Genomic DNA, 11,314 nt, shown 5'->3' on the forward strand with positions numbered 1-11,314 from the left:
GCCGCTAACCGACCGACGAAAACCCAGGCATCCAGCGAATCATCGCCTGGGCAATCCAGGTCACGCCACCGGTCGCGATCAGGATAGCAAAAAGGATCAACATCGCCCCCATTCCTTTTTCGACCCAGGCAAAGGCCGCCCGATGGTTCTGGACCCAGGCCAGAAACGGCTTGGCGAAAAAGGCGGCAAACACAAAGGGCGCGGTCATGCCGATCCCGTAGACCAACAGCAGCAGACCCCCACGCCAGATATCGCCCATGCCGCTGGCAATCATCAGGATCGAGGCCAGTGCCGGCCCGACGCACGGGGTCCATCCGAAACCAAAGGCCAAACCCATCAGATAGGCCCCGAAGACCGTCGATGCCGACGCACTGCTTTCCAGTCGCGCCTCGCGATAGAGCAACGGAACCCGGATGACGCCCAGGAAATGCAACCCAAAGACCACCAGGATGGCGGCCGCCCCCCAGGCCAGGGTATCAAGATAGGTCACGAACAAACGCCCCAAGGCGGTTGCCCCCATGCCCAAGGCCATGAACACCGTCGTCACACCGGCGGCAAAGCACAAGGCCGAGACGATCAGCCGACGTTGTGCCCCCGGCTCGATTCGACCATCGGCCCTGAGTTCTGCGATACTCAGCCCGCCGAGATACGACAGGTAAAACGGCACCATCGGAAGGATGCACGGCGTGAAAAAGCTCAGCAAACCGGCGAGCAAGGCACCAAGGAACGAAATTTCCAGCATCTCACCTCCTCGTGAGAGCAGCCAAGAGTCGGAACCCTTGAATTATTCACACATTCAAATTACGTTGTGGAAAGTAAAAAGGTCAACGGGTCGCGCATGAATCTTCTTCGAAATCTTATCGCATCGGTCGGCGTGGCCCTTATCGGTTCGTCGCTCTGGGCGGCGGATTTGGTTATGGTAGAACAGCCCGGCTGCGAATGGTGCGCGGTTTGGAACAAGGAAATCGGAGAGATCTATCCGCTTTCCGCCGAAGGACGCTTTGCCCCGCTCAAGCGCGTGGACCTGCGCGCCATCCCCGAGGATCTGGACCTGAACCGCAAAGTGATCTTTACGCCGACCTTTCTGATCGTCGAAGACGGACGCGAGGTCGGTCGCATCGAAGGATACCCGGGCGAACACTTCTTCTGGCCCGTTCTTGAAAAACTGTTGATCGAGAAGACAGACTACCGGCCGCCGGGCCCAGGCAGCATCTGAGGCGAACGGGCACCACATGCGACCTTGTTCCATGAAATTAGTGGAATGGGTCTGTAAATCGAATTAATAGGCGCCAAAAGCGCTTCTAACGGTGCAGGGATATCAAGACCCCGGCCCTCTTGCCGGGAACGAGGACAGACACATGGCACTTCCGAAATTTTCGACCGACATGGCCGAGGACGAACTGGACAAGATGGTGGACAACGCCACGCTGGCGTCCAATTTTCTCAAAGCGATCAGCCACGAAGGTCGGCTGATGATCCTGTGTCATCTGGTTTCCGGCGAAAAGTCAGTGACAGAACTCGAAGACCTCCTCTCTGCCCGACAGGCGGCCGTCTCGCAGCAGCTGTCCCGCCTTCGCCTCGAAGGCCTGGTCGTTCCGCGCCGTGATGGCAAGGCGATCTATTATCGTTTGGCAGACGACCGTCCGCGTCGCATATTGGAAGTGGTATACGATCTGTTCTGCAACGCCGACTGACCCGGAATGACCGGCCCGCGTTCGGAATGATCGGGACCGCGGGAGGAAGACATGCTGGCTTGGATCAGTGACAGTCAGATCGTTGCGCTGGTGGGGCTCTGCGGCGGAATCGCCCTTGGGCTTGCCGCCCGTCTGGGCCGGTTCTGTACACTGGGCGCGATCGAAGACCTTCTTTACGGCGGCTCCGACGTTCGTATGCGGATGTGGATACTGGCCATAGGTGCCGCCATCACCGGCAGCTTTGCTCTGACAGGTGCGGGCCTGATCAACCCGGCCGAGAGCTACTATCTTTCGATTAGGTGGATGCCGCTCGCATCGGTGGTGGGCGGTCTGATGTTCGGCTACGGAATGGCCCTCTCTGGCAACTGCGGCTATGGTGCGATCGCCCGTCTGGGTGGCGGAGATCTGCGGGCCTTCGTGATTGTTCTGGTAATGGGGGTATTCACCTATGTCACCCTCTCCGGCCCCCTGGCACCGATCCGTAATGCATTGTTTCCGCAGATCGAAGTCGCGGGGAACACCCCTCCCGGACTTGCTCATCATGCTCACGCGCTGACCGGCCTGCCTCTCTGGGCAATCGGGACGATCGTCGGGCTGGTCATCTGTGCCGGCGCGCTGGCCTCGTCAAACCTGCGGCAAGAGCCGAAGTCGATTTTCTGGTCCCTGGTCGTGGCCCTGGCCATCGTCTCCGGCTGGGTCGGCACCCAATGGGTCGCCAACCATGGGTTTGACGCCGAACCGGTGGTGTCACACAGCTTTTCCGCACCCGTCGGCGAGACCATCCTCTATGCCATGACAGGCTCGGTTCGGCCCCTTTCCTTTGCGGTCGGGTCGGTGACCGGGGTCTGGCTGGGCGCGTTCATCGGGTCGATGATCCGCGGCCATTTCCGCTGGGAAGCCTGCGAGGACCCGCGTGAATTGCGCCGTCAGATCATCGGCGCCGCCATCATGGGAACCGGCGCGGTGATCGCAATGGGCTGCACCGTCGGACAGGGCCTGACGGCGTTCAGCCTGCTGTCCTTCAGCGCCCCCGTGACATTCCTCGCCATCTTTGCCGGTGCCGCGCTGGGCCTGCGCCAATTGATCGAAGGCCTCAGCCTGGCGGATTAGCCCACGGCCCTACACGCGGTCAGCTACCGGTGCAGACACCAAACCCGGCGGCCATCGCCTTGAGAACATCATTGTAGAGTTCAGGCCCTGGATCCAAATGCGCGCCCAAAGGGTCCAGCACCAGAATGCGCGTCTCGCTGCCCTCAACCGCTGCCTCCAGCAAGGCGGTATCGAACTGCGGCTCAGCAAATGCGCAGGCGACGCCCAATGCCTCGATATCCGCGCGCAACTCGGCCAAACGGGCCGGGCTCGGGCTGCTAGCATCGCCCAATGACACCGTCCCCACAAGCGTCAGCCCATAGCGATGCTCGAAGTATTGAAAGGCGTCGTGCAAAGCGACAAAGGGAACCTGTTGCATTGGCGATACCAACGCGGCCACTGCCGATGAGACCTCATCCAGCCGTAGCTGCGCGGCGGCCGCATTCTCGCGGTAAAGAGCCGCGTTTTCAGGATCGAGTTCGGCCAGTTCTTCTGCCAGCAATCCAAGCCAGGCGTGTGCATTCTGAGGGTCCAGCCAGGCATGCGGATCACGTCCCTCGTGGTCGTGAGCGTGGTCGTCATGCCCATCATCGTCATGCCCCTCATGCCCGTCTTCTTCATGCTCGTCTTCATGGTTGAATTCCCTGTACGGGTGCGTCTGCGTCACCTCTTGATCGAGAAGCGCAACCTGACGGCCGCCACCTGCCAGCGTCTCAAGCGGCTTGGAGAGCCAGGGTGTCAGATCGCCGCCGATCCAGACCACCAGATCCGCCTGCTGCAAGGCCCGCGCCTCGGACGGGCGCATCGCGTAAGTATGCGGCGACACCCCCGGTCGCACAATAAGCTCGGGAACGCCCACCCCCGCCATCACTTGGGCGACAAGAGAATGTACCGGTGCGATGTCGGTAACCACTTGCGGAACCTCCGCCACGACGGGGGCGGAAACACAGATGGCTCCGACAACAAGGAACGGACGTAGCATGGAAACCTCGACTGGTTGATTGTTATGTTATAACACTTCAATCGAGGTTGATAAGCGAGATGTTATAACATATCAACCCAAAACCTTTCGACAGGATCCTATATGACGGCCATCGGTTTCGAGAAGCACGATCACAGCCGCTGCATCACCACTGCCCTCTCCGAGGCGGAAACCCGATGCGCAGAGCAAAAACTGCATCTGACACCAGTTCGCCGCCGGGTTCTGGAAATCCTGCTGCAACGCCACCGGGCGATGGGAGCATACGAGATACTCGACCTGCTGGCAGCCGATGGGTTGGGGTCGCAGCCGCCGGTCGCCTACCGCGCCCTGGATTTTCTGGTCCAGCATGGATTTGCACACCGGATCGAACGGATAAACGCCTACACCGCTTGCGCCCATCCAGCGCAGGACCATGTCCCGGCCTTTCTGATCTGCCGGGGCTGCAAGGCCGTTGCCGAGGCTGAAACGGAGTTGGAGCAAGGCCGGTTGGGCGCGGCGGCAATGGCCACCGGCTTTGCTATCGAACGGATTGTGGTCGAAGCCGAGGGCCTGTGCCCCGCCTGTCAGGAGAACCCGGAATGAAATCCCCCGTCATAACCGCACAGGATCTTTCTGTCCGAGTTGATGGGCGCGAGATCCTGCACAAGGTCTCGATGGCGGTTCAACCGGCCGAGATTGTCACCATAGTCGGCCCGAACGGGTCTGGAAAATCAACATTCCTGCGAGCCTTGATCGGTGCTGTTCCCTTGGCCTCTGGCCGGGTTGAGCGGGCGCCCGGACTGCGTATCGGTTATGTCCCACAGAAACTGGCGCTCGACTCGGCCCTGCCGATCACCGTACGGCGCTTCCTGAGCTTGCCGCGCCGTATCTCCGATGATCGTGTCACCGACGCCATGTCGCGCGCAGGTGTACCCGGCCTGGAAAGCCGCCAGATGACCGACCTGTCCGGCGGGCAATTTCAACGGGTTCTGCTGGCCCGTGCCATTCTGGAGCGCCCACAACTGCTGCTGCTTGATGAAGCGACGCAAGGCCTTGATCAACCGGGCGCGGCAGCCTTCTATCAGCGGATCGAGGAGGTGCGCCGAGACCTGGGATGCGCAGTCGTCATGGTCAGCCACGACCTGCACGTGGTCATGGCGGCATCAGACCGGGTGCTTTGCCTGAACGGCCATATCTGCTGCGAAGGCGCCCCCGAAGTTGTGGCAGACGCACCCGAATACCGGGCGCTGTTCGGCACAGGCACAAAGGGAACGCTGGCGCTCTATCGTCACCAGCATAGCCATAGACATGACGCGGATTGCGAACATGATCACAGCCACGGAGCGGACTGATGCTGGATGATTTCATGGTTCGGGCAGCCCTGGCAGGCGTCGGCATCGGTGCCACCTCGGCTCCTTTGGGCTGCTTTGTGGTCTGGCGGCGGATGGCCTACTTCGGCGAGGCTACGGCACATGCCGCGGTTCTGGGCGTGGCACTGGCACTGGCGCTGTCTTCACCGGTGCTGCCAGCCGTTATTCTGGCCTCGCTAGCCATGGCATCGGCGGTGACGCTCTTGCGCGGACATGGCTATGCGATGGACACGCTGTTGGGGGTGATGGCGCATACTGCCCTAGCGGCTGGCATGGTCGCCGTTTCCTTGATCTCCGACGCGCGACTGGACCTGATGGCTTTTCTGTTCGGAGACATCCTGGCCGTGTCCCGCAGTGACCTTCTGGTGATCTGGGGCGGCGGCGCGACGGTGCTTGGCCTCATTGCATGGCAATGGTCTAACTTGTTGATTTCCACACTGAATCCCGACCTCGCCCGAGCCGCCGGAGTGGACCCCAGAAAAGCCGAAATATGGTTAACGCTGGCTTTGGCTTTGGTGGTGGCGGTGGCGATCAAGGTGGTGGGGGTACTGTTGATTGCGGCGATGCTGGTGATCCCGGCGGCGGCGGCGCGGCCTTTGGCCAAAACGCCGGAAGAGATGGCCGCGGGCGCCGCGCTGATCGGAGGTTTCTCTGCGTTATCAGGGCTTTATGCAGCGTACATTTTGGACACTCCGGCCGGGCCCAGTATCGTTTGCGCCGCCTCGCTGGTTTTTGTCGTCACCACGACGGTCCGAGCGCTCAAAGCCCGGAAAACACCACGTATATAGCGCGCAACACCAAGTCACAGACAATATATTGTTGCGCCCCATAGATGCATGGGGTAGGTGTTAACCACAGGTGCAACAGACGCGGCATTGCATCCAAAGACACGGACAACGGGGATCAGCCACGCACGGCCGATCCCCGTTTCTGCTTAAGGTCAAGGTAAGCCCCTGAAATCGCTGCCAGAATAGAAAAAGGCGTCAGGTGCTCAGACGCGGTCTTTGCATGCATCCCTAAGGACACGCCCTGACGCCTTGCCGAGCGAGGGCGAACCCCCGTCCGGTTTGCCGATTAACGTCCGTAAACGTTAACCCGCCCGCAAGGCCCGTGTAAGAGATGACCCCTCGCCCGGCTCCGAAGACCCTGTGCGACGAACCGCCCCCCGGTAAGCTCCTGACTTTGCTGCGATTTCCCTAAGGTCCCCGCTGCGCCGCCCGGCCCCCTGGCCCCTGCGTCCCGCTTCGGAAACCGAGGCTCCGTTGCGGTAAGACAAATCTGGCACCGCTGCCGGGCCCGAGGCAAGAAAATAGCACCGCAGCATGAAATTTTACCGGGGATAACATGGGGATAAGCGGTGGCAGCACCTGTGGACAAGCCCGCGAAACCCAACCGCCCGGCAGAGTTGCGGGGGGACAGGGGTTAACGCGCGCGCCACCCCCGGTTTCTGCGCCCGCACAGGGGATCGTACGCTGGAATCGGGCAGTTTTAACCGTTTTGTCCCAGCCTCAGACCCCTGATTGACCGTTTTGAACCGAGGAGATTCGCCATGTACATCCCCGTTTCCGAGGCCCGTTCGCAGCTGGGCCATCTCGTCACCCGGGCACAGGACCCGCGCGCGGTGATCGTGCTGACCCGCCACGGCCGCCCGGTGGCGGCACTGGTGTCGATGCCAGAGGCGGAACGCATCTGGGACCTGGGCGATGACGCGCGCATCGGCTGGCGGCACGTTCTGGCGGGGTTGCGCGGCTGGTGGCACCGCCGCCCGACGGTGCCGGGGATGGAGCCGGGGCCGGACGGCAATTACGTCACCGCGCGCGAGGCGGCGATCCAGGTCCGCAAGATCCAGATGACCCGCGCCGAGGAACGGCGGATCCTGAAGGCTGGCGGGGTCGAAGGTGTGGAAGGCGGCGAGGTAGCGGGGGAGCAGAGGAAGGGGTGGTTATGGTGAGGGGGGCAATCCGATCGAATCGATGAGTAGCATTCAACAATTCGCATGTTACATCTAACCACGAATATCGAAAGAAATCTTCCTCCAGAAGAATTTTGATAAATTCAGGAACGCGAAGAAAGAGACGAAGATAGATGGGAGAAGAACAATATAACAAAATAACGCCAAAGCATAAGGAATAATGATTACAGGATTCATATTGACGGTTGGAAAGATTTCAAGCGTTAAGACACCATCCAATGGATTCACAAACATCATTCTCGACAAAAAAGATATGGGCATCCTCACCAAATCATGAAACATAAGATAAAATGATACTGGAGAGGCAAGAAAAATAATAAAGAAAGCCAACCTCAAGAAATCAAACTTCCGGCCAGAAGAAGTCATCACGAGAAACGGTTCACTGGGGGAGCGGAATGAATTATTCAGAAGTAACGACGAGAAGTAAAAAGCGGATAGTGAAAAATAAGCAACAGCCAAAGAGCTTAAGACTATAAACATAGGCGCCCCAAAAGTGAGACCGAGCACTTGGTATCGCGCATCACCATCATCATTTTTAACCCAGAGTTTAGACTTCTCGCGAAATTCAGCCCACGACAACTGCCCTTCCTCATACTTTTTTAATAACTCCACAGAAGAGCTTTTCCGCAACATATTTCGGATCATGGACCCATAGTGGGTGGAATCAATCAACAAAATATCGTCCGAACGAAAGTCATAATAACGGTAGCCATATTGGGGCGAAAACTCGACAATCTCCTCAGGCAAATAGGATTGCAACGCATGCTTCCTATCCATCACGCAAGTTTGAGGGAAAATTTCACAATTCATCCACCTGTCAGCAAACGCGAAATGACTCCACTGGTTTTGTGAAGTCGCTTTGTGGATCAAATTCCACACTGTCTCAGGATAGGCCAATCCGCGAACGACATTCCCCTCATCGATAAAAACTTTGACAGGCAAGGGCAAGAAAAACATACAATCTAATGAACGGAAAACCTCAAACTCAAAAACCTTATGCGTCCCTCCTCCTAAATCTGCTAACGCTATTTCCTTTTGCCCCCTGCCTAGCAACAAGACTGTACACAACATCTCACTACCGGGAACAGAAACTTGAAATCGAATTGGCCTAATCTCCCCAAACTCCCGAGAAATTGCGGCTTCTATTTTTCTCTGAATTTGGTTCAATTCAGCGTCGTACTCAGAAGACACATATCTAATTTGATTCGGAACAAGAAACATCTCTATCGCAGACGAAGTATCGTAAATTTCATACGAGTCACGCTCACTCAATTCAAAAAGAAAATCAGCAGCAACTGCAACAGCTGTATTCTCCTGAACATAATTATGTTTCAACTTCGCTGGCTGATAAAACGACAACATCATAGCAGAAAAGAATATCACCCAAAATATGCTGCCTTCAAGCTTCTTATTAATTGCATCAATTCCAAATGAGCTTCCACGCATACGCATCTTCCAAAACATGTATTCTCGAATACGATATCATAAGATGCTGATTTGGAAACCTTTTTGATGACGCAAACTTAGGTTTGGCAGGACTACCAACCCTACGGGGGTGGGAGCTCTATCGGGGGGCGTTGGCGGTTTGGCATGCAAGGCAGGCGTAGGGTGGACAGTTTGCCCACCGCGCGGGCGCATCAATCGTGGTGGGCAGACTAGCCCACCCTACGGGGGTAGCCAGCGGGATGGACAGCCTTAGCTGTCCACAGTCATTCAGTTCTCGACCGTGTGGGCACGCAGTTGGCTGCGCCAACCGCCTTCGCCCACCGTCACTCAAAATGGACAGCCTCAGCTGTCCATTTTGAGTGCTGAAATGAACGCTTCCTGCGGGATATCCACCTTGCCGAACTGGCGCATCTTCTTCTTGCCCGCCTTCTGCTTTTCCAGCAGCTTCTTTTTCCGCGTCGCGTCGCCGCCGTAGCATTTGGCGGTCACGTCCTTGCGCAGCGCCGAGAGGGTCTCGCGCGCGATGACCTTGCCGCCGATGGCCGCCTGGATCGGGATCTTGAACATGTGGCGGGGGATCAGGTCCTTGAGCTTTTCGCACATGGCCCGCCCGCGCGCCTCGGCCCGGTCGCGGTGGACCATGGTCGACAGCGCGTCCACCGGTTCGTCATTCACCAGGATCGACATTTTCACCAGGCTGTCCTCGCGGTAGCCGGTGAGCTGGTAGTCGAAGCTGGCATAGCCCTTGGTCACCGATTTGAGCCGGTCGTAGAAGTCGAACACCACCTCGTTCAGCGGCAGGTCATAGACGACCATGGCACGGGAGCCGGCATAGGAAAGGTCCTGCTGGATGCCGCGGCGGTCCTGGCAGAGTTTCAGCACATCGCCCAGATAGTCGTCGGGGACGAGGATGGTCGCCTTGATGCGCGGTTCCTCGATATGGTCGACCTTGGACAGGTCGGGCATGTCGGCGGGGTTGTGCAGCTCGCGCATCTCGCCGTCGCGCATGAAGACGTGGTAGACCACCGAAGGCGCGGTAGTGATCAGCTCGATATCATACTCGCGTTCGAGCCGGTCGCGGATGACCTCGAGGTGCAGAAGGCCGAGGAAGCCGCAGCGGAAGCCAAAGCCGAGGGCGGCAGAGGTTTCCATTTCATAGGAGAAGGAGGCGTCGTTGAGGGCCAGCTTCTCGATGGCGTCGCGGAGGTCTTCGAACTCGGCCGAGTCCACCGGGAAGAGGCCGCAGAACACCACCGGCTGGGCGGGTTTGAAGCCCGGCAGCGCCTTGTCGGCGCCATTGCGGTCATTGGTGATGGTGTCGCCGACGCGGGTGTCGCGCACCTGCTTGATCGAGGCGGTGAGGAAGCCGATTTCGCCCGGGCCGAGCTCGTCCACCATCTGCATGGCGGGGCGGAAGACGCCGATGCGGTCGACATGGTGCAGGGTGCTGTTCGACATGAACTTGACCCGCATGCCCTTGCGCAGGACGCCGTCCATGATGCGGACCAGCACGATGACGCCCAGGTAACTGTCGTACCAGCTGTCGACCAGCATCGCCTTGAGCGGCGCGTCGCGGGTACCCTTGGGGGCGGGCAGATGCTTGACGATGGCCTCGAGCGTCTCGTGGATGCCGACCCCGGTCTTGGCGGATACCCGGATCGCGCCCGAGGCGTCGATGCCGATCACATCCTCGATCTGCTCGGCCACCCGGTCGCATTCGCTGGCAGGCAGGTCGATCTTGTTGAGGATCGGCACGATCTCGTGGTTGGCGTCGATCGCCTGATAGACATTGGCCAGCGTCTGCGCCTCGACCCCCTGGGTGCTGTCGACAACCAGCAGCGAGCCCTCGACCGCGCGCATCGAGCGGCTGACCTCATAGGCAAAGTCGACATGGCCGGGCGTGTCGATCAGGTTCAGCACATAGTGCTCGCCATTGTCGGCGGTATAGTCGATGCGGACGGTGTTGGCCTTGATGGTGATGCCCCGCTCGCGCTCGATATCCATGCTGTCGAGCAGCTGCTCCTTCATGTCACGATCCTGCACCGTCCCGGTCTCCTGGATGAGCCGGTCGGCAAGGGTGGATTTGCCATGGTCGATATGGGCGACGATGGAGAAATTGCGGATATGGGCGAGGTCTGTCATGGATTGGGCATATGATGAGGAATCTTGGTTTGGTCAAGGTGGATCAGGAGTTGACCACTGGGATTGAGCAGAGACAAGTAGATCAATCAAATGGATGACCTGCGAAAAGCCGAAGTAGAAGTTTGGAACGGTTTGAAGGAAGATGTTGCAGCAGTTGTTGCGGCACGGACTTTACTGCGTTTGCTACCTAACCTCTCCTTCGGAAAGATATCGCAGAATCCAGCGATTAACTTGACAGCCGACTTCCGAAGAGCGCTCACTCAAGTCATTGATTTAACGGGCGCAAACAGAAGCCTTGAAAGAGGACAAGCATTCGAACTGGTACGATTAACCCTGCAAAGCACCATTCAAGTTTCTGAAGAACTAGCACAAAAAGCACCTTACTATGCTGCAAAGGCAGCAGAAGCAGCAGCGAAAGCAGGTAGTCACAGTAGCCCCGCATCTACCGCACAAGCGGCTAGGGATGCAGCACACTATGCTTCGAGCGCCACACGCGCATCCGAAGCCGCAAGCATATCAAGGACCATCTGCCGCTTAGTTTTGGAAAAATCCCACAGAGACACTGAAATGCCCCATCTGAATTGGTCCACCGTTATGTATAGGGAACGGAGGACAGAGAATGGCAAACAAGCGGCACAAG

General features: G+C 58.3%; 12 protein-coding genes. 8 read left to right on the plus strand and 4 right to left on the minus strand.

Annotation, left to right across the window (positions count from 1 at the left end; all coding sequences use genetic code 11):
- Positions 1-4: 4 nt before the first annotated feature.
- Complete coding sequence (locus tag G0P99_RS11645; protein WP_164129937.1) at positions 5-742, minus strand: cytochrome c biogenesis CcdA family protein; 738 nt, start codon at positions 740-742, stop codon at positions 5-7.
- A 174-nt stretch (positions 743-916) separates the two neighbouring features.
- On the opposite strand from G0P99_RS11645, the gene G0P99_RS11650 reads away from it, so the two are divergent.
- The 3 genes from G0P99_RS11650 (at position 917) to G0P99_RS11660 (ending at position 2,804) form a co-directional block, all read left to right on the plus strand.
- Positions 917-1,216: a hypothetical protein gene (locus tag G0P99_RS11650; protein ID WP_370462766.1), complete on the plus strand. Its 300-nt coding sequence runs from the start codon at positions 917-919 to the stop codon at positions 1,214-1,216.
- 142 nt (positions 1,217-1,358) lie between these two features.
- The gene (locus G0P99_RS11655; protein ID WP_164129940.1) at positions 1,359-1,694 is read left to right on the plus strand and encodes a helix-turn-helix transcriptional regulator; all 336 of its coding nucleotides are present in this window, start codon (positions 1,359-1,361) and stop codon (positions 1,692-1,694) included.
- A 51-nt stretch (positions 1,695-1,745) separates the two neighbouring features.
- Positions 1,746-2,804 carry a YeeE/YedE family protein gene (locus G0P99_RS11660; RefSeq protein ID WP_164129942.1) on the plus strand — a complete coding sequence of 353 codons (1,059 nt, stop codon included), beginning with the start codon at positions 1,746-1,748 and terminating at the stop codon, positions 2,802-2,804.
- Positions 2,805-2,823: 19 nt separating this feature from the next.
- On the opposite strand, the gene G0P99_RS11665 is transcribed toward G0P99_RS11660, so the two are convergent.
- On the minus strand, positions 2,824-3,765 hold the full coding sequence (locus tag G0P99_RS11665; protein ID WP_164129944.1) for a zinc ABC transporter substrate-binding protein: 942 nt from the start codon (positions 3,763-3,765) through the stop codon (positions 2,824-2,826).
- Between the two features lie 102 nt (positions 3,766-3,867).
- Between G0P99_RS11665 and G0P99_RS11670 the strand changes: the two genes are divergently transcribed.
- The 4 genes from G0P99_RS11670 (at position 3,868) to G0P99_RS11685 (ending at position 7,065) form a co-directional block, all read left to right on the plus strand.
- Positions 3,868-4,347 carry a transcriptional repressor gene (locus G0P99_RS11670; protein WP_164129946.1) on the plus strand — a complete coding sequence of 160 codons (480 nt, stop codon included), beginning with the start codon at positions 3,868-3,870 and terminating at the stop codon, positions 4,345-4,347.
- Positions 4,344-5,096 (plus strand): metal ABC transporter ATP-binding protein, encoded by a 753-nt coding sequence (locus G0P99_RS11675; protein ID WP_164129948.1) that lies wholly within the window; start codon positions 4,344-4,346, stop codon positions 5,094-5,096. The genes G0P99_RS11670 and G0P99_RS11675 overlap by 4 nt, the downstream gene beginning before the upstream one ends.
- Positions 5,096-5,902: a metal ABC transporter permease gene (locus G0P99_RS11680; protein ID WP_164129949.1), complete on the plus strand. Its 807-nt coding sequence runs from the start codon at positions 5,096-5,098 to the stop codon at positions 5,900-5,902. The genes G0P99_RS11675 and G0P99_RS11680 overlap by 1 nt, the downstream gene beginning before the upstream one ends.
- Positions 5,903-6,663: 761 nt before the next feature.
- Positions 6,664-7,065, plus strand: coding sequence for a type II toxin-antitoxin system Phd/YefM family antitoxin (locus tag G0P99_RS11685; RefSeq protein ID WP_164129951.1), 402 nt, complete (start codon positions 6,664-6,666; stop codon positions 7,063-7,065).
- A gap of 54 nt (positions 7,066-7,119) precedes the next feature.
- Here the strand turns inward: G0P99_RS11685 and G0P99_RS11690 are convergent, their stop codons facing one another.
- Together G0P99_RS11690 and lepA are read right to left on the minus strand one after the other, a co-directional pair.
- A complete protein-coding gene (locus G0P99_RS11690) occupies positions 7,120-8,550 on the minus strand; it encodes a hypothetical protein (protein ID WP_164129953.1) in 1,431 nt (476 codons plus the stop codon).
- A gap of 324 nt (positions 8,551-8,874) precedes the next feature.
- Positions 8,875-10,674 (minus strand): translation elongation factor 4, encoded by a 1,800-nt coding sequence (gene lepA, locus G0P99_RS11695; RefSeq protein WP_164129955.1) that lies wholly within the window; start codon positions 10,672-10,674, stop codon positions 8,875-8,877.
- A 90-nt stretch (positions 10,675-10,764) separates the two neighbouring features.
- On the opposite strand from lepA, the gene G0P99_RS11700 reads away from it, so the two are divergent.
- Positions 10,765-11,314, plus strand: a 550-nt coding sequence (locus G0P99_RS11700; protein WP_164129957.1) for a hypothetical protein, incomplete at its 3' end; no start/stop codon positions are given.

This window comes from Ruegeria sp. PrR005, assembly GCF_010500245.1.
Taxonomy (GTDB): Bacteria; Pseudomonadota; Alphaproteobacteria; order Rhodobacterales; family Rhodobacteraceae; genus Ruegeria_B; species Ruegeria_B marisflavi.